Origin of the sequence: Cobetia sp. UCD-24C, assembly GCF_001306765.1 — a bacterium.
GTDB lineage: Bacteria > Pseudomonadota > Gammaproteobacteria > Pseudomonadales > Halomonadaceae > Cobetia > Cobetia amphilecti.
This window is the reverse complement of the sequence record NZ_LJTD01000019.1, coordinates 1-25,466: the sequence shown is the minus strand read 5'-3', so window position 1 is coordinate 25,466 and position 25,466 is coordinate 1. Positions and strand designations below refer to the sequence as shown.

Sequence of the window (25,466 nt, the reverse complement as noted above, 5' to 3'; positions counted from 1 at the left end):
AGCGCCCCGGTTTCCTGCACGCCGGCGGCGACCACGAAAAGCGCGCCGATGGTCATGATGCCCGGATTGGCGAAGCCGGCCAGGAAGGTCGCTGGAGAAATGACGCCCAGCAGAATCAACGACACGGCAGCGGCCATCATCAGCCACTCCGCCGGCCAACGATTCCAGACAAGCCCTGCCAACACTCCTACCGTCACCACCAGGGTGACAAAAGCATCCATGTGCTGCGCGATTTCCATCTACTAGCGTTCCCTTGGCATCCTGCCGCTTTTTACTGATCAAGCCCTGCGCTTCACGTTCACATGAAGCTCAAGCATTAATGAAAATGCATCGCAGAGCGTGGCACTTTAGCAGCAAAACTATTACTGCTGAAGCATGCAGTGAAAAAGCTGACAAACAAAATAAAGCACAGGTTAATCATTTGCCTGCTACCAAATTCGCGAGCAAAGACTTGATTGAATTCGTTCGTCACTTTGCGTACTTTCCCTATTTGCGGACTCTGAGTCAACGGTCTCACACGACAGTCTCACCAGGCGTGCTAAGCATCACGAGTAAGCAGTCACTTTTCTTATCTGAAACGGACACTCTGCATGCTGAAGGCGGCAATCAACCAAGGATGGGAGCTTCTCATGCGTGCTCTACCCTGCGCCTCTCACGTTCGACACGGATCCCCCCATGTCACGAATGACGCGGCCTCCGGGGTATCGCTCTGTTTTTCCTCTGGTATTTTTCGCCAACCACTTCTTGCTTGCTTCATACCCGAGTTGCTGCCACTGACAAGGGGGCCTACACCCCTTTCGTGTCAGAACAATGACAACTCGCTCACCTTCAAGAATTTATCTTTCGCTGCCAGGCGACGTGCCCCGACAGGCACACTGAGCAAAAAAAATGTAGGAAAAGAACAACATCCATCAGCGAGCGAGGCTGATTCTTTGCCAGAACTCGGGGCACCGAAAGGGATAAATACTGCGCCAGAATTCGTGGGCCAGAAATCCTCGACAAACATCATGCGTGTCGTCGGTTGGGGACATAAACCCACGGCGAAACGTGCGCGCCAATATGCGCTTGAACATGGATTGCCCTACGTTGCATTGGAGGATGGTTTCCTGCGTTCTCTGACCCTGGCAAGCGCCGATTACCCTGGCATGGCGATGGTGGTCGATCATCAGGGCATCTATTACGATGCGCGCCAACCGAGCGATCTCGAGCAACTAATCAATGAGGCGCCGACGCGTCAGGCAGAGGCATTGCTGGCGCGCGCGCGCGCGGCTCTCGAAAGCCTGCGCATGCATCGCTTGAGCAAGTACAACCATGCACCAGAGCGCAAGCTGCCTGCCCGAAAGCCTTGCATGCAGCGACTTCTCATCGTGGATCAGACCGCCGAGGATGCGTCTGTCGTGGGCGGCATGGCCAGCCCGGAGACTTTCCTTGCCATGCTGAGGGAGGCCTGTGCCATCGAGGGAACCGAGGTGTGGGTCAAGGTGCATCCGGATGTGATCGCCGGCAAGAAGCGCGGCTACCTGCTGGAGGAGGCACGCAAGCTTGGCTGCACGCTGCTGAGCGACGACATCAACCCCTGGAGCCTGTTCGAACAGGTCGATGGCGTCCATGTCGTGACCAGCCAGCTTGGGTTCGAGGCCTTGATGGCAGGCCTGCCGGTGACCTGTCACGGCATGCCGTTCTATGCCGGGTGGGGCCTGACGGATGATCGCCAGCAATGTCCGCGCCGAGGCCAATCACGCACACTTGAGCAGGTGTTTGCTGCGGCTTATCTCGAATACAGCCGCTATGCCAACCCCTATACCCAGCAGGCCGCGACGCTCGAAGAGATCATTCAGCTGCTTGCAGACCAGAAGCGAATGGCTACCAGACTGGCCGGGCGCTGGCAGGGGCTCGAGTTTTCTGGCTGGAAGCAGAAGTTCATCGGTTATTTCCTTGGCCCCTGGTCTCAGCTGCATTTCGAGAAGAAGCCTGAACGCGCGCTGCAACGTCTTTCTCCGCAGGACACCGGCTCGCCCCCTCAGAGAATATTGAGCTGGGCTGGCCGTACGCCGCCAGAGCGCCAGGCGCAGGTGAGGGAGGCAGGCGGTGAACTCTGGATGATGGAAGATGGCTTTCTGCGCTCAGTCGGCCTGGGTGTCGACCTCACCCGCCCCCTGTCGCTGGTGGTTGACGACAAGGCCATGCATTTCGATGCCAGCCGAGCCAGCACGTTAGAAGAGTGGCTGGAGCATCATGAACCAAGTGATACAGAGCTGGCCCGTGCACGCCGACTGAGAGAGCGCATCATTTCGCTGGGGTTGAGCAAGTACAACTCTCAGGACGACACGTTGCCCGACTTGCGTGAGCTAGCTCAGGATCGGGAGATTGTCCTTGTGGTGGGCCAGGTGGAATCAGACGCCTCCATTCGCCATGCCTGCCCCGGCATTCGTACCAACCAGGCTTTGCTTGAGGCGGCGCGAGAATTGCATCCTGAAGCTTACGTGATCTACAAGCCGCATCCTGACGTTGTATCAGGAGGCCGTGTGGGAGAAGTGTCGCAAACGCCCGGCACCTATGACCTCGAGCTTTCAAAGGGCAATATCAGCGATCTGTTCACACAGATCGACCGCCTGCATACGCTGTGCTCGTTGGCCGGCTTTGAAGCCCTGATACGAGGAGTGCCCGTCACGACCCATGGCCTGCCCTTCTATGCCGGTTGGGGGTTGACCGATGACCAGATCGACTGTCCAAGACGGACGCGCACCTTGAGCGTGGATGCCCTTGTCGCTGGTGCGCTGATCGAATATCCGATCTACGTGGATCCCGATCGGGGGGACTTATGCAATGCCGAAACAGTTGTCACGATACTTGAACGCCAACGAACCATGCTCAGGAATGGCACCATGCGACTTTCATTACCCTGGAAAACCCGGCTATATCGCGGCTATCGAGCATTGTTCATCGGGAAGCACTGACTCATGGAACATGGACGTCTGACACCAACCCTCAGCCTCACGCCACCAACCGGTGCCGACATGCCTGTCAGCGCAAGGCTTGGCCAGGCGTTGGAGAGGATCATGGGCGATGGCGCTCTTGCAAAGCTGTCTGATGATGCCGTCTTGACGCCTCCGCTGAATCAGCCTTCAGCCCCTCTCATCAGCGATGGCTGGGCAGCATCGCAGGCCCCCGATATCCAGCTGCGCCCCCGTGAGGGGGGACGCCGGCGCGTCTTCATGTTGCTGCAGGGGGTGTGCTCGCCCTTCTTCCTGCAGCTGGCGAAAAAGCTCAAGCAGGATGGCCATGAGGTCATCAAGGTCAACTTCAACAGCGGCGACAGCTTCTACTGGCGCCACGACAAGGCGTATGCCTATCGCGGCAAGCTCGAGGACCTCGGCGACTGGATCGCCGAACTCTGGCGCAAGCATCACGTCACCGATCAGGTGCTGTTCGGCGACCGACGCCCGGTACATCGTGATGCCGTGCTCAAGGCGGAATATCTCGGCATCCGTACCCACGTGTTCGAAGAAGGCTACTTCCGTCCCTATTGGGTGACGCTGGAGCGCGAAGGCGTCAATGGCCATTCCCTGCTACCACGCGACCCTGACTGGTTCCGTGAGGCAGGCAAACATCTCGAAGATGCCCCCACGCCGCAGCGTTTCAAGTCCTCCTTCCGTGAGCGTGCGCGGCATGACATCACCTACCACCTGGCGGGCGCGGCCAATCCGCTGCTGTTCCCGCGCTATCGCCCGCACAGCATTCACGCCGTGCAGGAATACGCGGGCTATGCGACACGACTGCCCTTGATGCGCTGGTACAAGCGGCGTGACGCCAAGCGTATCGATCAGCTGATGGGCAGTGGCGCACCCTACTACATGCTGCCGCTGCAGCTGAATACCGATGCCCAGATACGCCACCATTCGCGCTTCGCCAACATGCAGGAAGTCATCCAGCGGGTGATGAAGAGCTTCGCCCTGAATGCGCCACGTGGTGCACGCCTGGTGATCAAGAACCATCCCCTCGACATGGGGCTGGTGGATTACCCGGGACTGATTCGCTCATTGGAGCGCCGCTACGACCTGATCGGGCGTATCGTCTACCTGGAGAGCGGCAATCTGGAGAAGCTGCTGCAGCAGGCCAAGGGCATGATCACGGTCAACAGCACGACCGGCAACGTGGCGCTGCAGTATCGCTGCCCGACCTTCTGCATGGGCGATCCGATCTTCAACTTGCCGGGCCTGACCTTCCAGGGTTCGCTGCATGATTTCTGGACCCAGGGCCAGCGCCCCGACACGACGCTCTTCCGACATTTCCGCAATACGGTGATTCATACCGTGCAGCTCAATGGCGGCTTCTACTGCAAGCCGGGCATGCAACTCGCCGTGTTGGGCGCCTCCAAGATACTGTGCGCCGAGCGCTCGCCGCTGGAGAACATGTTGAGCCGCTGCTGAACATGCGAAAAGACTGCTGGACCACGCAACAACGGTGAGACACGCCAACGATGGCAGCCTCTCTCACCTGACCATAACGAGAAACGCAAGGGAACTGCCGACCTTCGGTGTCGGGATTCAAGGAGACCAAAGATGACGGCCATGCCCCCCCAGCAGCCAGAGCCTAACGACGCTGAGCGCGACGCTGGCACTCACCGAGCGGATAGCCGACCTGCAGAGAGCGACGCCAGTGCGAAAGCTACCCAGGATGTCAGCCGCCTGCGACGCGTCCTGATCACCGGTGCCACAGGCGAGATCGGCGGTGCCCTGGCGCGCGCCTATGCCGAGACGGGCACCACGCTGATTCTCACCGGCCGCAAGCAGCGCAAACTCGATGCGATCGCCAACGACTGCCGCAAGCTGGGTGCCGAGGTGGAATGCACGGTACTCAATCTGTGTGATGAAGAGACCCTGTTCACCTGGCTGGATGAAGTCTGCGCGCGCGGCGTGCCGGACATCGCCATCGCCAACGCCGGCATGAATACCGATATCGGCCCCCAGGGCAACGGAGAGCGCTGGGAGGATTCACGCCGCCTGCTGCAGACCAACGTGATCGGCACGCTGGGCATGGCCCATCATCTGGCCATGGCGATGAAGCAGCGCGGCAGTGGTCAGCTGGTACTGCTCAGCTCCCTCGCGGCGTGGCATGGCCTGGCATTGACGCCCAGCTACAGCGGCAGCAAGGCGGCGGTCAAGGCGTATGGCGAAGGTCTGCGCAGCTGGCTCAAACCCCATGGCGTGGGTGTCACCGTCGTCATGCCCGGCTATGTCACCTCGCCGATGTGCGAGGCGATGCCAGGGCCCAAGCCCTTCGAGATGCCACCCGAGAAGGCCGCACGCCGCATTCTCAAGGGTGCAGCGCGCAACCGGGCGCGTATCAGCTTCCCCTTCCCGCTCAACTTCGGGTGCTGGTGGTTGAGTGTCCTGCCCGCCGGAATCTCCCAGCGCCTGCTCGGGTGGTTCAATTACACTCATTGATCGGGGCTTGCGTCTTCGTGAACCTAAGGCCTGAGCCGTGAGCCGGCCCGCCATGCGCAGCAGGCGATGACTCAGCGTTTTTCCATTGTCATGACAATGAGTTAGCGTAATACCCCAGTACCTGCCACTGGAGTACATCGTGCAGGATCGATAAGTAAGACAGTGGCGGGAACGCCATAGCGACAGTAGAACACGCAGGAACGATCAGGATCTGGACACCAGAGCGCCTGAAAATACTGCGGCGAGGGGCCGACTTGTCGCTCCCCTGGCCGCCATGGATCTTGATCAGGGTCGAGTACTCGACCGAACACTACACAGCCCCTGCGACGGCAGAGGCTAACGAGGTCGGCATTACATGGAGTTTGTCATTGCGTTTGTGTCTTTCATGGCCGGGCCACTGCTGGTCGGCCTCGGGTTGACGCTGGGGCTTGAGCATCTGCTGCTGAAACAGATGACGACACCGCCAGCCGCATTCTGGCGCCGCCCCGTCAGCGCCAGACTGGCACATGTCGGCTACTGGTGCGCCAGCTGGTCACTGTGCACCTTGATCACCCAGCGCCCCTGGTTCTCGCTCATCGTCGTCAATGCGCTGTGGCTGGTGGTGCTGCAGGTCAGCCACACCAAGTACGTGTCGCTGCGCGAACCCTTCCTCAGCCAGGACTTCGAGTACTTCACCGACGCTATCAAGCACCCGCGCCTGTACATCCCCTTCTTCGGCATCGGGCTGACCATCGCCGCGACCACGGCAGGGGTGCTGGCGATCGGTCTGGGGCTCTGGCTCGAGCCCGCGCTGGGCTTCTCCGCCGCCTACTCAGGCAACGCCGCTGTGTGGCTGGTGCCATTGATCAGCCTACTGATCGGCGCGAGCGTCTTGACCTACGCCCTGGGCAACCGTCTGGCCAGCAAGGTAATGCTGGTCCCCGAGTTCGACCTGAGCGAGCTGGGCATGGTGGCCTACCTGCTGGCCTATGCGCGGCTGGCGCGTCGCCCGCTGACGCCACTGCGCAATCCGTTGGAGGAGGCACAGCGCGAGCTCGACGCCACCTTGCGCGAACTCGATGACGAGGATGCCACCAAGGCACTGCCCCATGTGGTCAGCGTGCAGAGCGAATCCTTCTTCGATGCCCGCCGCGTCTATCCCCGGGTACGTGACGACCTGCTGCCAAACCTGGACCGCTGCCACTTCACCGCCCTGGCCCAGGGGCTGCCGTGTGGTCGCCTGGCCGTGCCGGCCTGGGGCGCCAATACCGTGCGCACCGAAACCGCCTTCCTGACGGGCCTGACCGCCGAAGAGCTCGGCGTGCACCAATTCAACCCCTACCATCAGCTGGCGCGTCGCGCCGTGCCCAATCTGGCCGCCAGCTACAAGGCAATGGGCTATCGCACGCTGTGCATCCATCCCTACCCGGGCACTTTCTACCTGCGCAATCAGGTGCTCAAGCAGCTCGGTTTCGATGAATTCCTCGACATCGCCCACTTCAGCGATGCCGACAGGAGTGGCCAGTACATCAGCGATGCCGCCGTGGCGGCCAAAGTCGAAGACTGTCTACTGGAAGCCGGTGACACGCCGTTGTTCATCCAGGTGATCACCATGGAGAATCATGGCCCGCTGCATCTGGAAACCTTCGACAGCGCACGTCTGCCGGAGTGGTATGACGGAGACCTGCCGGAGAACTGTCAGGAACTTGGCATCTATCTGCGTCACCTGGTGAATGCCGACGCGATGATCGATCAGCTCACCACCGCGCTGGCGCGACTGCCGCGCGGCGGGCTGCTGTGTTTCTATGGAGACCATGTGCCGATCATGCCCGAGGTCTATACGACCCTGGGTGAGCCCAATGGCGTGACCGACAGCTTCATCTGGTCCAGCGCCCTGCCGGAGTCCGACGACACCGCCCGCCAGACCATGGCGGCCGTGAGCGACAAGGACCCGCAGCTGATGGAGTGGGCCCTCGACTGCGAAGGGCCCTTCAAGACTGACGAGCAATGCCGCAAGGGCGACCCGCGCGTCATCAATATCGATACATTAGGAAGTGCGCTGCTGAAGGCGACCGCGAAGCATGCTCGCCACAGTGCCGTGACTCAGAAGTTCAGGAGCTTGTCATGACCCGACGCGTTGCCATCATCGGCGCAGCCAGCCGTTTCCCCGGCACCACTCAGGCCACCCTGTGGGACGACCTCCTGGCCGGCAAGGACATGGTGACCGAAGTCGCCGACGACCGCTGGAGCAAGGAGTCTCTCTCGCACCCGGACAAGAAAGCCCCGGGCATGAGCTATAGCTTCGCCGCAGGTTCACTGGGCGATATCACCGGCTTTGACCCGGCCTTCTTCGGCATCAGCCCGCGCGAAGCCGCCAGCATGGACCCTCAGCAACGCATGCTGCTTGAGATGAGCTGGGAAGCCATCGAGCACGCCGGCATCCCGGCCGAGAAGATGCGCGGCTCACGCTGTGGCGTCTTCATGGGCATCGCGAGTCTGGATTACTCCTACCGCATGGCGGATGACCTCAGCGCCATCGGCCCGAATACCGCGACCGGCAATACCTCCAGCGTGGCCTCCAACCGCCTGTCGTATGCCTTCGACCTGCATGGCCCGAGCCTGTCACTGGATACCGCCTGCTCTTCTTCAATGGTCGCCTTCCATCAGGCCTGCCAGTCGATCAGAAGCGGCGAGACCGACATGGCGCTGACCGGCGGCATCAGCCTGCACCTGCATCCGTACGGCTTCCTGATCTTCTCCAAGGCCACGATGCTGTCGAAGACCGGCCGCTGCCAGGTATTCGATGAAGCCGGCGACGGCTATGCGCGCTCCGAAGGCGGCGGTGTCTTCCTGCTCAAGGATCTCGACCAGGCCATCGCCGATGGCGACCGCATTCTCGCCGTGGTGGCGTCTTCCGTGGTCAATACCGACGGCTACAAGTCCGGCCTGACCGTGCCCAATCCAGCGGCGCAGATTCAGCTGATGGAGCGCGCCTGTGAACTCGCCGGTGTGACGCCGGACGAGATCGACTATCTCGAGGCCCACGGTACCGGTACCGCGGTCGGTGACCCGCTGGAAACCCGCGCCATCGGTGCCGCCATCGGCCAGAAGCGCGCCAGTCCGCTGCCGATCGGCTCGATAAAGAGCAACATGGGCCACCTGGAAACTGCCTCCGGCGTGGCAGGCCTAGCCAAGGCACTGGGCGTGATCGCGCACCGTGAAGTGCCCGCGACGATCAAGATCCAGCGTCTGAATCCGAAGATTCGCACTGACGAGTGGAACCTGGATATCGTCACACAGCCGCGCAAGCTCAAGGAGGACGGGCGTCTGGTCGTCGGCGTCAACTCTTTCGGCTTCGGGGGCGCCAATGCCCATGTGCTGCTGGAAAGTGCCCCCGAACAGTCGGTAGCGCAACCGCACAGTAAAGGTGAACAGACGCCGCCGCTGCGCCTGAGTGCCCGTTCCCCACAAGCGCTCAAGCAATCCGCGCTCGAGCTGGCAGAGCACCTGCGTGAGCTCGCCGCCCACGACATGGCGCCAAGCCTCTACGATCTCGCCTGGCAGCTGGCCGCCCGCCGTGAGCACCATGTGCATGGTGCCCTGCTCAGCGCAGACACCTTCACCACCCTGCTTGAGGACCTCGACACCCTCGGCAGCGAGGGGGATCTCGGTGACCATCCGCGCATCACCCTGGCAGACCGTATGCCGGCTTTGCCGAGCGCCAGCGACAATGGTGCATCGCCACGCCATGGCGCAAACGCCGTCAGCAGTGCGCAGGAACGTGGCCCGGTGTTCGTGTATTCCGGTAATGGCTGTCAGTGGGCCGGCATGGGCCGTGCCCTGATGGAAGAATCCGCCAGCGTGCGCGCCTGTCTTGAACGCCTCGATGTCGCCTTCCGCGATTTCAATGATTTCGAGCTGCTCAAGGAGCTGGACGGCAGCCTGAGCGAGAAAGGCGAGAACCGCCTGGACGCCACCGAGATCGCCCAGCCGACGCTGTTCGCGCTGCAGGTCGCGGTCACCGAATGGCTGATCGAACGCGGTATCCGCCCCGCTGCCGTCACCGGTCACAGTGTCGGCGAAGTCGCTGCTGCCTGGGCCAGTGGCGCGCTGACGCTCGAACAGGCTACCCGCGTCATCTTCCAGCGCAGCTATCACCAGGGGCGCACCCGTGGCACCGGCGCGATGATGGCCGTCGGCCTCGGCGAGTGCGAGATGCGCGAATGGCTGGAACAGCCGCAATGGGCGTCGCTGTCACTGGCTGGCATCAATGGCCCGCGCGGCACCACCCTGGCCGGCGAGCGTGAGCTGCTGGAAGCGCTGAGCAAGGAGCTCTCCGCCCAGGGCACCTTCGCACGGGTACTGGGGCTGGATTACGCCTTCCACAGCCCGGCGATGGACCCGATCAAACCCGGCCTGCTCGAATCCCTCGACGGCCTGACGCCCCGTGCCACCCATACCCCGTTCATTTCCACCGTCACCGGCAGCGTCATTGCCGGCGAGCAGCTGGATGCACGCTACTGGTGGGAGAACATCCGCCAGCCGGTCATGTTCGAGGCCGCCGTCACGTCGCTGGTCAACTGGCACTCCGACGCGGAAGAGAACGCTGTCCTCGGCCGCCATCGCCTGCTGGTCGAGATCGGCGCGCACCCGATCCTGCGCAGCTACCTGAATGACATCCTCAAGGCGCGCAGTGACGAGGCGCCCGCCGGCCAGGTGCTCGCCAGTCTCGACCGCCGCCATGCTGGGCTAGATGCCCTGGAGCATCTGCGCGGTCGCGTGCTGCTTTCCGGCGCCGTCGACATCACCGGCCTGTTCCCGGTCGCCGGTCAGTTCATCGAGCTGCCAAGCTACCCGTGGCAACGCATCCCGTGCTGGATCCAGACCACCAGCGAAAGCCAGCGTCTGCTGGATCGTCATTACGTGCATCCGCTGCTCGGCTATCGTCTCGCCCAGCAACGCCTGACCTGGGAAGCCCAGCTCGACACCCAGAAGGTCGCGTGGCTGGCCGATCACCAGGTCGGCGAGAGTGCCGTCTTCCCGGGGGCCGGCTATCTGGAGCAATGCCTGGCCGCCGCCCACGAATGGCAGGCCGCCAGCGCCGATGCGGACAGCCTGCCCGACGTGCTGGATCTGGAAGACTTCGAGATTCGCGCCCCGCTGCTGCTCGATGACAGCACGCTTCGTCTGACCCGCCTGTCGCTGGACAGCGCCAATGGCGCCATGCGCCTGGAGAGTCGTGAGACACGCGCGGAAGATGCCGACAAGTGGAATCTGCACGCCGTGGCGCGCGCCTTCACAGCCACGCGTGGACGCCTGCTGGAGCGAGCCGCCCCGATCATGCCGACTCGCGCCGCCGATTTCGGTCGCGATGAGCACGTGGCGGCTGCCGCGCAACTCGGCCTGCATTACGGTCCGCATTTCCGCGCCGCCGAGCAGATCTGGGTCGACGCGGGCGCCGACCATCACGCACCGGGCACTGCGCGTCCGCAGGTGCTGGCCCGTTTCTCGCTGACCGAGGAAATGGCCAGCCAGGACGCAGACTTCCACCTGCACCCCGGCGTGCTCGACAGCGCCTTCCAGCTGTTCATTCCGCTGCTGGGCGTACTCAAGGGCCAGATGGCGGCCAGCAATGGCATGGCCTTCGTGCCGGTGCGCGTCGGTCGCCTGCAGGTGCGTGAGCAGGTACGCGCCTCACAGATCGTCACCGCGCGTGTCGTGCTGCGCTCGCGTGGCCCGCACTCCCTGTGTGCCGACTTCGAGCTGTTCGACGCCGAAGGCCGCGCCGTGGCGGTTGCCGAAGAGGCCCGCTTCCGCGCCGTACGCCTGGGGCGTGATGGCACGGCGCACCTGGATTACCTGGACATCGAGCTGACTGCCGCCCCGCACCCGCTCCCTCAGCCGACCGCGCCGGTATTGAATCTCGCAGGCCTGGTGAATGACGCCATGCAGGCCACAGAGGCTGCCGATGGCGATGAGGATGGTGAGGCGAATGTTGGTGAGAGTGTTGGTGAAAATATTGGTGAGAGCGACGCGGCCGCCAGCGCACAGACGCTGCTGGCCGACAGCCAGTGCTTCCGCGATGAGCTGGAGCCGCTGCTCGACAGCCTGATGCTCGCCAGCGTCCACGAGACCCTGCTGCGTCACGCCGCGCCGGGCGACCCGGAGCTTGCCCACCTGGATCACGAGGCACTGTCGCGCTGGCAGCGACGCTGTCCGCTGTTCAGCCGTGCCCTGCTCGACTGGGCCGAATCACAAGGCCTGACGGAAGCACTCGACAACGGCGACTGGCAGATCAACTCGCTGGATCTGCCCGCCGCCAATGACATCTGGCAGCTGCTGGTACGCGACTACCCGGGCCAGTTCCCGCTGACGCATGCCGCCGGTCGCCTGCACCTGCACCTGGATGAATGGCTCAATCGCGGCATGCCGTTGGACGGCACCCCGTTGGGCGGCGCTCAGTCAGAAGGGACTCAGGCTGATGAAGTGGTGGCAGACCGCGAGGCGCTGCTCTCGACGGACGCCAGTGCCGCACTGGAGCATCTGCGCCAGCCGCTGATCCCGACGCTGCTCAAGACGGCGGTCGGCAACGCTGGCTGGCAGTGGTTGAGCGCACAGCTCGATCAACGCATCAGCAGCGCGCTTGCCACTCTGCCTGCCGGCCAGCGCCTCGATGTGCTGGAGCTGGGTGCCGGCGGCCCCTGGCTGGGCCAGCGTCTCGCGACACTGCGCGAGGCGGATGCACGCAACGGTCGCTACTCAGCGCTGGATTACCGCTTCGTGGCCGCCAGTGCCGGCGCCCTCAGTGAAGCCACTCGCCTGCAGGATGACTTGCCGCTGATCGACGTGATCGCGGGCGAGGCCTTCCAGGACACCGTCACGCCCCGCAAGGCTCAGCTCGCCATCGTGCATCTGGACTTCGAGGCACCGTCACAGGCGCGCGAGCTGCTGACAGCACTGATCGCCCGTCTGGCCCCCGGCGCGCAGCTGCTGCTGTGTGGCTGTGAACCGGCGGCCTGGGCCGGGCCGATTCTGGCCCTCGATGATGGTGAGCAGCTGCGCAGTCATCCGGGCATCGCGCAATGGCAGCGTCTCTTGATCCAGCTGGGCCTCGACATCGAGTCACCAGCGCCTGCCAGCGATAGCCTGGCCAGCGATCACTTGGGTACTGAAACATCAGGCGCCTGGTGGCTGTCCGCGACGCTTGCCGCTCAGGCACCGCTTGCGGCTCTTACGAAAACCGCTGAAGACCAGTCGGCGGCAAGTGGATCAGTGGAAAGCGAAGCAGTGGCAAGCTTAGCCGCAGAAAGCAAAGCTGTAGAAAGCCAAGCCGCCACGCTCTCCATCGCGCTATTGGATTGCCCGCAGGCACCGGCGAATCAGGCACTGCTGACGCGCTTGAGCGACTCACTGACCGCACGCGGTCATCAGGTCAGCCATCTGCGCCTATCAGCCAGCCTACCGGCCGACGTCTCCGCACTGATCGAGCAGCTTGGCGACGTTGATCACCTGATCGCGCTGCCAAGCGCTGCGGCGACAGCTGAACAGAATGATACGGACAGCACCAATACCCTCCAATGCGCACGCCAACAGCTGCTGACACAGGTCGCCCAGGCCTTTGATAGCGCCCAGGAGCAGGACGACAGCCGCCTCGCCCCGACCCTGTGGGTGCTGACACATGACGTGGCGACGCTGTGGCAGACAAGCGACGCCCCTGCAGCGACTCCACCGGCGGATGCGGCCAGCTGGGGCTTTGCGCGCAGTCTAGCCAACGAGAGCCAGTCGCTGACCATCCGCCTGCTGGATACGCCGACGCTTGAGCGCGACGCAGTCAGCATGCCGGCCTTGATGGGCGCGCTGGTGCAGGAACTCGAAGCGCCGGATCACGAGCAGGAAGTGGTACTGGATGCTACTGGCGCGCGCTTTGCGACACGTCTGCGTCAGGTGGCGGCGCCTCAGCAGGCCACTGGCGGCGAGAACTCCCTCTCGCAGATCTCAGGCTTGCAGACGTCAGGTACTCAGCGCCACGGCGTCAGCCTGGGCTTCAGCCAGCCCGGCCAATTGCGCAATCTGGAATGGCAACCACGCATTCTGTCCGCCGTGGCTGCCGACGAAGTCGAAGTGCGTGTCGAGGCGACCGGCCTCAACTTCCGCGATGTCATGTACACCCTCGGCCTGCTGTCAGATGAAGCCATCGAACACGGCTTCTCCGGCCCGAGCCTGGGACTCGAGTTCTCCGGCATCGTCACTCAGGCTGGCGCCAATGCCGAATTCAAGGTCGGCGAGCGCGTGGTCGGCTTCGGCCCGGCCAGCTTCTCCGACCGTCTGGTGATCGCCGATACGGCGCTGGCCCATGTGCCCCACGGCGTCAGCCTGGAAGCCGCGGCGACCATCCCGACCACCTTCTTCACCGTCTACTACGCGCTCAAGCATCTGGCGCGGTTGGAAGAAGGCGAGAAGGTACTGATTCACGGCGCCGCCGGCGGCGTGGGCATCGCGGCATTGCAGATCGCCGAGTGGCTGGGCGCCGAGGTGTTCGCCACCGTCGGCTCGCCGGCCAAGCGCGACTTCCTGGCGCTGATGGGCATCACCAACGTCTATGACTCGCGCAGCCATGGCTTCGCCGAGGATATCCTGGCCGATCTCGCCGCACGCCAGCAGCGTGATCCGTCTGTCGATGCGCGCGGTGTCGATGTGGTGCTCAACTCGCTGGCCGGTGAAGCCATCGCCCAGAATCTGCGCGTGCTCAAGCCGTTCGGGCGCTTCTGTGAGCTGGGCAAGCGTGACTTCTACGAGAACACCCCGATGGGGCTGCGTCCGTTCCGCAACAACTTGAGCTACTTCGGGATCGATTCCGATCAGCTGATGAAGGAATGCCCGGGCCTGACCACGCGCCTGTTCCGCGAGATGATGGCGCTGTTCGAGGACGGCACCCTGGCGCCGCTGCCCTACACCACCTTCGATGCCAGTCAGGTGGTCGAGGCCTTCCGCTACATGCAACAGGCCCGCCAGATCGGCAAGGTCGTCGTCACTCAGCGCGTCGCCGAACACGCCGCTGAGCAGACAAGTGCAAGGGCGGGTGCAAGTGCAGTGCCCGCTCAGCGCGACGCACTAGCGGCCAATCAAAAGACACTGACGATCGACCCGGCTGGCAGCTATCTGGTCACCGGCGGCCTGGGCGGCTTTGGCCTGCGTAGCGCCGAGTGGCTGGCCGCGATGGGCGCGCGTGAGCTGGTGCTGCTCGGGCGCTCCGGTGCGGCTAGTGAAGAAGCGCAGCAAGGCGTCGCGCGTCTCGAGGCCCAGGGGGTGAAAGTGCATGCCCTGGCTTGTGATGTCGCCGATGAAGCCGCGCTATCTAAGGTGTTCGCACGCTTGGCCAAGTCCCCTGAAGCCAGTGAGACTGATGTCTGTGAGACGGACGATACCATCGCACCGCTCAAGGGCATCATCCATGCCGCCGCGGTGATCGATGATGCGCTGATTCGCCATCTCGATGCCGAGCGCATCCAGCGCGTGATGACGCCGAAGCTGGAAGGTGCGCGACTGCTGGACCGCCTGAGTGCCGAGCATGCGCTGGACTTCTTCGTGCTCTACTCCTCGGCCACCACCCTGTTCGGCAACCCGGGACAGAGCGTCTACGTGGCGGCCAACCACTGGCTGGAAGGGCTCGCCGCCAACCGTCGTGCGCGTGGCCTGCCCGCCACTTGCGCACGCTGGGGTGCGATCGAGGATGCCGGCTTCCTGGCACGCAACGAAAAGACCCGCGAAGCACTCAAGAATCGTCTCGGCGGTGATGCGCTGATGGCAGACCACGCACTGGCCTGTCTCGGCGAGATGATCAGTGCGGATCAGCACGCCCAGGCACTCGGCTTGCCGGGACGCTCATTGGGCGTGCTGGAACTGGACTGGGGCGCGCTTGCACGCTTCCTGCCGACCGCCGCCACGCCGCGCTTCGAGGAAATCGCCCGCCGCGCCGGTGAAGATGACAACAGCCAGGCGCAGCAGGATGATATCGCCGCAGCACTGGCGGGCTTGAGCGGTGAAGCGCTGCAGACCGCCATCGTCGAGATTCTCAAGGGCGAGCTGAGCAAGATTCTGTTGATCGACGCCAGCGCCATCGACGTCAACAAGAGCGTCTACGACATGGGCTTCGACTCGCTGATGGGGGTCGAGCTGATGACGGCGGTCGAGGCACGCCTGGGGATCAGCATTCCGGTGATGATGATCAGTGAAGCCGCCACCCTGTGGCGACTCGCGGAGCGCCTGATGCACAAGATGGGCAATGCTGACGGCGAGGAAGCCGAAAGCAACGCCGAAGACCAGGCCATGGCGCAGCTGGTGAAGCAGCATGGCGGCGAGACGGCCATGCTGACAGAGCGGGGAGAGATGGTCAGCAAGTAGCCACCTCCACCCGGTACCCAGCCCACGCCATGATGCCGGATGGCAGGTGTGGGCTGGTGCCATGCGCCATCTTGGCGTAACGTCGACCCATTCGCGCAACAATGACAGGCAGACGGACATCGCCAGATCGGGCCCTGACAGCAGTCCCCGCTCTCGCCAAGGCCCATGCCTCGTCAGCGCACACGATCAGCTTGAAGATACCCGACGGGCGGAGAGCCAAGGCTCTTGCGCCCGTTTTTGGGTCAGCATCACATGTGTAAGGAACTCGACTCTTGGCAACCCGCAATTCCCCCGGTTCATCCGCCAGTGACATGAAGCAGCAACTGCTCGACAAGGCGCGTGCGCGCCGCACTCGCCCGGCCAATACGCAGTCGAATGATGAGGATATCTTCGCCCACAAGAGCGCTGAACCGCTTCAGATCAGTGATGACTTCGTGCGCTTCGATCGCCAACCGGGCTATCAGCAGCTCAGCATGATGCAGCAGGCCGGCGCCGCCTTTGGCGTGCCGGAGCCCTTCTTCCGCGTGCATGAAGGCTGCGCGGGCGCCACGACGCGTATCGAGGGGCGTGAGCTGGTCAACTTCGCCAGCTACAACTACCTCGACTACTCGCGCCATCCGGAAGTGGTCAAGGCCGCGGCGGACGCTGCCGCGCACTATGGCACCTCGGTGTCGGCCTCACGCGCCGTCTCCGGCGAGCGTCCGATCCACCAGCAGCTGGAAGCCGCCGTCGCGCGTACCTACGACGTCGAGGATGCGGTGGTCTTCGTCAGTGGCCACGCCACCAATGTCTCCACGCTGGGCTACCTGCTCGGGCCGAAGGACCTGATCCTGCATGACGAGTGGATCCACAACAGCTCGCTGGTCGGCGCCCAGCTGTCCGGCGCGCGGCGCATGCCGTTCGCGCACAATGACCCGGACGCGCTGGAAGCGCTGTTGCGTGCCCAGCGGGGCAAGTTCGAGCGCGTGCTGATCGTCACCGAAGGCCTCTACAGCATGGACGGTGACGTGCCGGACCTGCCGCGCCTGATCGCCCTCAAGCAGAAGTACCGCTGCTGGTTGATGGTCGACGAAGCCCACTCCTTCGGCGTGCTCGGCGAGCGCGGTCTCGGCCTGAGGGAGCATTACGACATCGCTGCGCGTGACGTCGATATCTGGATGGGCACGATGAGCAAGACGCTGTCTGGCTGCGGCGGCTATATCGCCGGCTGCAAGGAGCTGGTCAGCATGCTGCGCTACTTCGCGCCGGGCTTCCTCTACTCGGTGGGCATGCCGGCGCAGGTCGCCGCCCCGTCGCTGAAGATCCTCGAACTGCTCCAGGGCGACGATGCCAGACAGCGCATCGCCCGCCTGCATGCCGTCTCCGGCTACTTCCTCACGCGCGCCCGTGCGCTGGGGCTGGATGTCGGGGACAGCCTGGGCGTCGCGGTGGTGCCTGTCATCCTCGGCAGCTCGCTGGTGGCCGCACGCCTCTCCAACCAGCTGTTCGAGGCAGGCTTCAACGTCCAGCCCATCCTGCACCCCGCCGTGCCGGAGAAGAGCGCGCGACTGCGCTTCTTCCTCTCCTGCGAGCATACCGAAGCGCAGGTCGACGCCGTCCTCGACACGCTCATGCAGCAGCTGAGCAATATCAAGGCGGGGCTCTAACTCCCCAGCTATTCGATGCTCCATAAACGACACAGCCCCGCTTTTCAGCGGGGCTGTGTCGTCTATACGCATATAAACCTGCTGAGCCCGCTATATTCCTCAACGTTAATGCATTATCTAAATGTGGGACTGGTGAAGTAATACGAACTTGTTTCGCCTCCCATGGACGGACTGATTCCGTTGCTCGCTCATACAAAGAACAATCTTGGGATGAATGCCACTATTGTCCAAGATAAACAAAATAATTCCGCACCGGATTACGACATACTGTATATTCAGGTCGAGATGATCATTACGACTCCTGCCATGACTCCTCGACATTATCTATACAGAGCTTACAAATCAGCGTTGATACATGACTGTTCAGGACAACGGAGTGTCCGACTCATCTCCATGAAGTACCAATACACGCAGCAATTACATGGATGTACGCAAGATGTCACAATCAACAAGTCTCTCCCTGACAGGGAAAATCGACACTGGATTCTCACGATTTCTCTGTCAGGTATTGAATGCCATCAAGACTGGCATGCTCTGGCTGATCGGCCTGATGATCCTGGCTTTGCTACCCTTTGCCATTTTTGAATACGGTGAAGGCCTGGCAGATATTTCGCTACTCGAATGGGCGTTCATGGCACTGCTGGGCTTGCTTCTGTGGCGGCATGTCAATTACTGCCAGCATTTCTCGACGGGGTTCTGGAAGGGAGCCAGTCGCTTGCTGATTTCCCTCGGAATTCTGACAGTAGTGGAGCTGGTCGTGATTGGCCTGTGTGAAATATTTCTCTGGCAGTCAGAATACGAAGATCTCCCAAAGAATTATCTTCTAGATGATGATCCGCTCGTAAAATTGGCAACTTATGCCAGCCTGCTGGTGGCACTCTACCTATCAGCACCTACTGCAAACCGGCGTGCCATGACAACGGATGAGCCACAAGCGCAAGGGGACTCACGCGCCATCGAGAAAGCAGAAGCTGACACGAGTGATACATTCAAGGAGCCCACACTGTGAAGTCCATATTCAACAAATACGCATCTTGCGCCCTACTAGTCACGCTGACATTCACACTGGCACCCACCGCTCAGGCCAGAGACCACTCGGAGCGCTTGATCCAGAGTTGTCACGAGCTGGTCGGAATCTATGCCAAAAGGGACGAGAAGAATCTCCTGGCTGGCGTCACGACAAGCGTGTCAGAGGCCCTGCAGGCCGGCTACTGCATGGGCGTACTGGATGAGTACCGTCGCCATGACAGGTGTTATTCCAGTGACTGGTTCACACAGGCACGAAAGATAGCGGACATGTCAGACGATTACAGCAAGCGCATCTCGCTCAATGACTTGCTGGAGTTCTCTTGTGAGCGAAGCTGACGAGGGTAACTGGCGCGAAATATCTTCTGTGTACGAGGACTTGCTCTGCCGCAAGGTGGGGCTGAGCAAGCCTCTCAGTCGGCACGGTAAACTCTTGAACTCCATCAAGACGCTTGTCAGTGCACTGAGCCCCTCCCTCAAGCACAAGGATGATGTCTCTCGCAGGGTTGATCGAAACAAGACGCAACACCTGCGTCTGGATTACACACCGATTGGTCATGGCTGTGACAGCAGGAACCGAGTACGTATCAACCCCGGCGATGTCACCCTGCTCTGGAACGCCATCCTGCTACAGGGGATCTTCGGTGAGCCAAAGCTCGTCGTTCAGCTCCTTGAGCAGAAAGCCAAGCGCACCGAGCTGGTCGAGTGGGCACGCGAGCTGTTCTTTGAGCGGCAATCCCTGGCAGGGCTGGGCCTGTTGCGCCAAGAATTGATCCACTTGCTGGAGCGTTTGCCAGACGCCGACCTGAAGACGGAGGAACTGCCCAATCCTTTCGCCGATGCACTACCGCAGATGGGACTAGGCCATCTACAGGGGAATGTTCTCAAGGGGCTGGCCGCTCAGACGGCGGCCCTTTCCCAGGGGGACAGCATGATGGCCGCCTACTTGAGTGGTGATCTCGAAAAGGCCTATCAACAAGCGCTCCCGATCGAGACAGACAACGAGGTCCTGGCGAAATATCGCAAGCTGATCATCCGGCGATACGAGGATGCGACCAACTTTGATGAGCTATTGGACACCTTCCGCAAAAAAGATTTCTGAAGCATACGGGTTGTGGAATCCACAAATAAATACTGGTTTCGTCAACCAAGACGGAGCCAGTCATGCCAACCATCGATACCATCCTCGCCCGCTGTCCCCATGAGGTCAGCAGCTGTTACCAGTCCAAGGCCATCCAGATAGATCAAGCCATGGCCAATGGCACGCCCTACCGATCACTTGGCGGAAAACGCCTGCGCTGCCGCAAAGGCTATCTGCGCTTCAAGATCGGCCATGCATGGCGCCTGCTCTATCAGCTGACCGCCAATGGCTATGAGCCCTGTGCCTTGATCAGTCGTCAGAGCTTCGATCGTGAGATGAAACGAAGGCGGGACATCAAGTTCTGCAATCACCCCTCACAGGAGTCTTGATCATGAATGCCATCGTTTCTCTGAACCAACCCCTCGTGGATCACCAAGGACTGGACCTCAATGTCAGCCGTCTCGACTTTGCTCGCCTGAAGCACAAGTACACGGCCTCCAGTGAAGCCGAAATGTCAGTCGAGTCCTGGGACAAGGCGGAGCGTGAGTATCGCCGCTTCCTGTCACTCAAGGCCTTCTATCCTGCTGTCTCACTCGTGCCCAGCAAGGAAGTCGATGCCTTATGGCATGCGCACATCCTGGACACGCGTGCTTACCGCGAAGACTGCCACCAGGTATTCGGTCGCTTCATTGACCACTACCCCTACTTCGGCATCTACGGTGAAGACGACTACCAGCAATTGAAGGATGCCTTTGCACAGACGGTAGCGCTGTATGAAAAGCACTTTGGCGCCTATCCGGGCGGCGGTAAGGAATCACAAGCAATGCGTTGTCAGGATCATGCTTGCCACGTACCTACCTCATGCGCTTGTCGCGTCGAGGGAGCCTGTAAGTAAGCGTCGCCTACAAGCATCTGAAGTCGATCAATAAACCCTCTTCAATGAGAGCTATCACAATGAAAAACACTACCAAGACTCAAGCCACTACATCCAAATCCCCTGCACACAACCCCCCGGCTCCGAAAGTGCCGAATGGGCCGAGCACAACTGGCAATCGTTCCGGCGGTGGGCGTGGCAACAATCCGCCCAAGCGTTCTTGACGGTGGTGTGTCTGTACTCTCCTGAGTGACTGACACACCCTAGAACCAAAAACGCGGCCCTGCTTTTCAGCGGGGCCGCGTTTTTTATCACGACAGGAATAAGTGCCGGCGCCAGATGTCAGTGGCTCAAGACTGCTCAGCCATCAGCTCGCTCAGCACCTGCTCGAACACTTCCTTGGGCTGAGCACCGCTCAGGGCACTGCGGCGGTTGAAGACGAAGGTCGGCACGCTGGAAATCCCCATCTGCTTCCAGTGGTTCTCATGTTGCACCACCTGCTCACGTGCCTCGGCGTCATCGAGCTGCGCGAGTCCTTCCGTGGCGTCCAGCCCGACCGCTGCCAGAGAGTCCGCCATCACGGCGCGGTCCGACATATCCTTCTGCAACGTGAAGAAGTCCGCGAAGAACTGCATCATCAGGTCATGCTGCATGCCTTGCTCGGCGGCGTACTCGAGCAGTACGTGCAGCTCGAAGGTATTGACCATGCGCATGTCGTCGAAGTAGTTGAAGACCAGCCCTTCCTCGGCCGCCAGGTTAGCGAGGTTCTGGCGCGCCTCGACACTGCCCTTTGGCGTGGTGCCGTACTTGCGTTCAGAGTGCGCGCGCAGGTTCTCGCCATGGGCCGGCATGTCCGGGTTCAACTCGAAGGGCTGCCATTCGATCTCGACCTTGTCTTCCAGGCCCAGAGACTGAATGGCGCTCTCGAGGCGCTTGTAGCCAATGATGCACCACGGGCACACCACATCGGAGACGATGTCGATCTTGAGCTTGTCTTGCATATCCATTCTCCTGAGCGGCAAGGCAATAGGCTTCACCGCTCGTCAATATTCGTGAGCGACTGCTCAAATTTGCGCGTACTGTAGACCCCGTGCGTGCTCAGGTCAAAGCCTCGCCAGAGTGCTGAAGCGCCAAGGGCTGAATCTCGAGAGCGCCATGCGCTGAACGCTGTCGCCTCTTCAGGTCTGACATTCCATGCAGACATCCCGATCAGTCATGCTTGGCTTGGGCTGTAACGCAAGCGGCAGGCGGCGCTGACTCGAGGCGTCGCTCCTGGGCGCGCAGCGTACCCCACACGATCGCCAACCAGTAGGCGTAGACCATCACGCCGCTGGCCTGGGAGAACATCACCCAGGTCATGCCGAAATCGAGGAAGGTCAGCGGCAGCAGCACGCCGGCGACAGCCAGTGAGCGCAATGTCAGGTCGACACTGTCGAGGCGACGATAGAAGAGGCGCAGCGGCACCAGATAAAGGGCCAGCAGCGCAAGCAGCCCCAACACCCCGCGCTTGACCCACGCATCGAGAAACTCGTTATGGGGGTGCTCAAATGGTTGGATATGACGGCTAAGCTCGCCCTGTTCGATCATTGCATCACGCGCCTCGGCGTAACCTGTCTCGCCCCTGCCCAGCCACGGCTGCTCGGCGATCATCAGCAAGGCGCCCCGCCACATCTCTAGGCGCGCCCCCGCCGAGGTGCCGGCATTGCGGTCTTCCAAGTACTTCGTGACATCCGAGACACCGGCTTCGACACGTTGCTGAATGCCGGTCGCCGGTGTCATCACCATCAGAGCGATCACCCCGGCACACATGAAGACGCCCAGCCGCAGCACACGCCGTGAGATCACCTCACCATAACTGCGATACAACACCCAGGCGGCAAACGGGAGACCGATCCAGCCGCCGCGCGTCCCCGACATCAAGGAGCCAATGATGCCGAACGCGCCGCCGATCAACAGCGCCAGCAACCAATAGCGCCGCCGGGCTTCCGCCTGACTCATCGCCCAGCCCAGGCCTGCCAGACACATCAGCCCCATCAACATGCTGATATCACCGAAATTGATGGTATGGGTGAAACCACTCGCGCGATGTACGCCCCATACCAGCTTCTGCCACATTGCCCAGCTACCAGTCAGTACACTGCCCAGTATCAACCCGCCCCACATGGCCCCGAGCGAGGGTGGGCACGACAACACCAGCAACAGCACCGGCACAGCCAACAACAGACGAATCGGCACGCCTGTCGTCTGCCACGCATCCTCCTGCAGCAAGATGCTCACCAGCAACAGGGTCGCGAGGCCTGCCACCACGCCGATCACTGCCAGGTCTTGCTTGTGGGCGGCCCTCAACAGCCTGCGCGGCTCTCGCAGCAGGCAATAGCCACTGATCAACACCAGCAATGCCGGCCCCAGGCTATAGCCAGAAGGCATCACCAGGCTGAGCAAGCCGAACAGAAAGACACTGCAGGAAACGGCGCGCGAGATCATAGGGGAAAAATACTGAGCAACTCCGGATGAATCCGAGCGCGCAGCAGAAGCGAATGACGGCATACCTGGCCTTCCTGATCCAAAGATGACGGTGTGAACGGTGATACGGGCAACTCGGCCGAATTCGGCAAAGCGCCATCGTGAGCTTGATGAGCGGGATAGCCTGACACATCTGGCCTCCTCCTTGGCATCAGGCAAGCAGCATGAAAGTCTTCACCTATGCCCTCGCTACCCGGTGCCCTGTGAAACCATATGAAAACGCCGCATCACGAGGATGCGGCGTTTTCGTTTCGTTCCAGAATCAGAGCTCTAGATCAATCGTTGCCGAACAGATCGCGGGTGTAGACCTTGTCGACCACATCAGCGAGCTCTTCCGCCATGCGATTGCTCAGGATGACATCCGCTTCCTGCTTGAACGCCTCGAGATCCCGCGTGACGCGTGAACCGAAGAAGGTGTCTTCTTCCAGCACCGGCTCGTAAACGATAACTTCAATACCCTTGGCCTTGATGCGCTTCATCACGCCCTGCATGGCGCTGGCGCGGAAGTTGTCAGAGCCGGACTTCATTACCAGGCGATACACTCCCACCACCTGCGGGTTGCGCTTGAGCACGGATTCCGCGATGAAATCCTTACGCGTGGTGTTGGCATCGACGATGGCCTGAATCATGTTGTTGGGCACTTCCTGATAATTGGCCAACAACTGCTTGGTATCCTTCGGCAGACAGTAGCCCCCATACCCGAAAGACGGGTTGTGGTAGTGCTGTCCGATGCGCGGGTCCAGTCCCACACCTTCGATGATCTGCCTGGCATCCAGGCCACGCGATTCGGCATAGGTATCCAGCTCATTGAAGTAGGCCACGCGCATCGCCAGGTAGGTATTGGCAAACAGCTTGATGGCTTCCGCCTCGGTGCTATCAGTGAAGAGCACATCAATGCCCTGCTTGATCGCGCCTTCCTTGAGCAGACCAGCGAACACCTCGGCACGCTCGGAGCGCTCACCGACGATGATGCGAGACGGATGCAGGTTGTCGTACAGGGCCTTGCCTTCGCGCAAAAACTCCGGCGAGAAGATCAGATTCTCGGTATTGAAACGCTCACGCGCCTCTACCGTATAGCCCACTGGCACTGTGGACTTGATTACCATCACCGCGTCAGGATTGATGTCGCGCACATCCTGAATTACCGCTTCAACACTGGAAGTATTGAAGTAGTTGGTAGAGGCATCGTAATCGGTCGGCGTCGCGATGATCACGAAATCGGCATCGCGGTAGGCCTCTTCCTTGTCGAGGGTAGCGCGGAAATTCAGGTCCCCACGGGCCAGAAACTCATCAATCTCGGCGTCTTCAATCGGTGCGACACCACGGTTCAGCCCTTCCACCTTGCCTGGCACGATATCCAGTGCGATCACTTCATGATGCTGTGCAAGCAGCATGGCGTTGGAGAGGCCGACATAGCCGGTGCCTGCAATGGCAATTTTCATTTCTATTCAATCTCTAAAATCACACATACATGAATTCAATATTTAAAATAATCTCGTGATAAAACTTCTTTAACTGACAGCCACTGACAAACTTTTCCCTAAGTCAGACGACCAATTTTCACCAGCTAATTAAATAATATCATAGTGGTTCAAGAAAATCTTAGCGGCTGCCTTTTCACCTGATGACGACGTTGGGCGAGATGGGGCCTGCTACTGCCGCGAGACGCACGACATGCGGCAAGCGCTGTTTGAATCGGGATAAAGTCATATGTGAGTCCTGAAACGGCAAACGCCCCCGCCTTGCGGCGAGGGCTGATCGGCGTGAATGCATCAGCCGATGACGTTGTAGTGCTTGAGCTGATTGACCAGCTTGAGTGCGGTCTGCTCGAGGCTCAGTTCACCCGTGTTGATCTCGATTTCCGGGTTCTCCGGCGCTTCATACGGCGAGCTGATGCCGGTGAAGTCGCTGATCTCACCGGCACGCGCCTTGCGGTACAGGCCCTTGGGATCGCGCTCTTCGCAGACACTGATCGGCGTGTTGACGAAGACTTCGATGAACTCGTCAGTGCCGACCATGTCACGCACGGTCTGGCGATCGGCCTGGAACGGCGAGATGAAGCTGACCAGGGTGATCATGCCGGCATCGACCATCAGCTTGGCGACTTCGCCGACACGACGGATGTTCTCGGCGCGGTCATCTTCACTGAAGCCCAGATCTCCACACAGGCCGTGACGCACGTTGTCGCCGTCCAGCAGGTAGGTGTTGTAGCCCATGGCGAACAGCTGACGTTCCAGCGCGTTGGCGGCGGTGGACTTGCCGGCACCGGACAGGCCGGTGAACCAGATGATGCACGGCTTCTGCTTGTTGCGATCGGCGCGGCGCTGCTTGGTGACCGCCATGTCGTGCCACACGATGTTGCTGGCGCTCAGGGTCTCCTTGACCATGCCCGCACCGATGGTGATGTTGGACAGACGGTCAATGAACACGAAGCTGCCGGTATGCGGTGAACGCTGGTAGCTGTCCATGGCCAGCGGCTGGGTCAGTTC

14 protein-coding genes and 1 pseudogene are annotated in these 25,466 nt (G+C 61.2%); 10 read left to right on the top strand and 5 right to left on the bottom strand.

Annotated elements, in window-relative coordinates:
* Positions 1-221, bottom strand: a pseudogene (locus tag AOG28_RS17235) (SLC13 family permease); the annotation flags it as partial.
* Positions 222-590: 369 nt separating this feature from the next.
* Between AOG28_RS17235 and AOG28_RS17230 the strand changes: the two are divergent.
* From AOG28_RS17230 to AOG28_RS17180, 10 genes are all read left to right on the top strand, one after another.
* Positions 591-2,957: a capsular polysaccharide biosynthesis protein gene (locus AOG28_RS17230; RefSeq protein WP_235507076.1), complete on the top strand. Its 2,367-nt coding sequence runs from the start codon at positions 591-593 to the stop codon at positions 2,955-2,957.
* A gap of 144 nt (positions 2,958-3,101) precedes the next feature.
* Positions 3,102-4,430: a capsule biosynthesis protein gene (locus AOG28_RS17225; protein WP_326998981.1), complete on the top strand. Its 1,329-nt coding sequence runs from the start codon at positions 3,102-3,104 to the stop codon at positions 4,428-4,430.
* Positions 4,431-4,562: 132 nt separating this feature from the next.
* On the top strand, positions 4,563-5,447 hold the full coding sequence (locus AOG28_RS17220) for an SDR family NAD(P)-dependent oxidoreductase (RefSeq protein ID WP_235507075.1): 885 nt from the start codon (positions 4,563-4,565) through the stop codon (positions 5,445-5,447).
* Between the two features lie 385 nt (positions 5,448-5,832).
* On the top strand, positions 5,833-7,554 hold the full coding sequence (locus tag AOG28_RS17215) for an LTA synthase family protein (RefSeq protein WP_054557324.1): 1,722 nt from the start codon (positions 5,833-5,835) through the stop codon (positions 7,552-7,554).
* On the top strand, positions 7,551-15,827 hold the full coding sequence (locus tag AOG28_RS18785; RefSeq protein ID WP_054557323.1) for a type I polyketide synthase: 8,277 nt from the start codon (positions 7,551-7,553) through the stop codon (positions 15,825-15,827). Before AOG28_RS17215 ends, AOG28_RS18785 begins: the two co-directional genes overlap by 4 nt.
* 311 nt (positions 15,828-16,138) lie before the next feature.
* The gene (locus AOG28_RS17205) at positions 16,139-17,473 is read left to right on the top strand and encodes an aminotransferase class I/II-fold pyridoxal phosphate-dependent enzyme (RefSeq protein WP_054557326.1); all 1,335 of its coding nucleotides are present in this window, start codon (positions 16,139-16,141) and stop codon (positions 17,471-17,473) included.
* A 421-nt stretch (positions 17,474-17,894) separates the two neighbouring features.
* On the top strand, positions 17,895-18,482 hold the full coding sequence (locus AOG28_RS17200; RefSeq protein WP_054557322.1) for a hypothetical protein: 588 nt from the start codon (positions 17,895-17,897) through the stop codon (positions 18,480-18,482).
* Positions 18,483-18,824: 342 nt separating this feature from the next.
* Entirely contained in the window at positions 18,825-19,601 is a 777-nt protein-coding gene (locus tag AOG28_RS17190; protein WP_054557320.1) for a hypothetical protein, read from the top strand.
* A gap of 62 nt (positions 19,602-19,663) precedes the next feature.
* Entirely contained in the window at positions 19,664-19,969 is a 306-nt protein-coding gene (locus tag AOG28_RS17185) for a ParE family toxin-like protein (protein WP_054557319.1), read from the top strand.
* Between the two features lie 2 nt (positions 19,970-19,971).
* Positions 19,972-20,475, top strand: coding sequence for a glycine-rich domain-containing protein (locus AOG28_RS17180; RefSeq protein ID WP_054557318.1), 504 nt, complete (start codon positions 19,972-19,974; stop codon positions 20,473-20,475).
* A 329-nt stretch (positions 20,476-20,804) separates the two neighbouring features.
* On the opposite strand, the gene AOG28_RS17175 is transcribed toward AOG28_RS17180, so the two are convergent.
* The 4 genes from AOG28_RS17175 to cysC all read right to left on the bottom strand — a co-directional run.
* Complete coding sequence (locus tag AOG28_RS17175) at positions 20,805-21,455, bottom strand: DsbA family oxidoreductase (protein ID WP_054557317.1); 651 nt, start codon at positions 21,453-21,455, stop codon at positions 20,805-20,807.
* Positions 21,456-21,663: 208 nt separating this feature from the next.
* The gene (locus AOG28_RS17170; protein ID WP_082388957.1) at positions 21,664-23,001 is read right to left on the bottom strand and encodes an O-antigen ligase family protein; all 1,338 of its coding nucleotides are present in this window, start codon (positions 22,999-23,001) and stop codon (positions 21,664-21,666) included.
* 251 nt (positions 23,002-23,252) lie between these two features.
* A complete protein-coding gene (locus AOG28_RS17165; protein WP_054557315.1) occupies positions 23,253-24,419 on the bottom strand; it encodes a nucleotide sugar dehydrogenase in 1,167 nt (388 codons plus the stop codon).
* A gap of 330 nt (positions 24,420-24,749) precedes the next feature.
* Positions 24,750-25,466, bottom strand: a 717-nt coding sequence (gene cysC / locus AOG28_RS17160) for an adenylyl-sulfate kinase (protein WP_152965471.1), incomplete at its 5' end; no start/stop codon positions are given.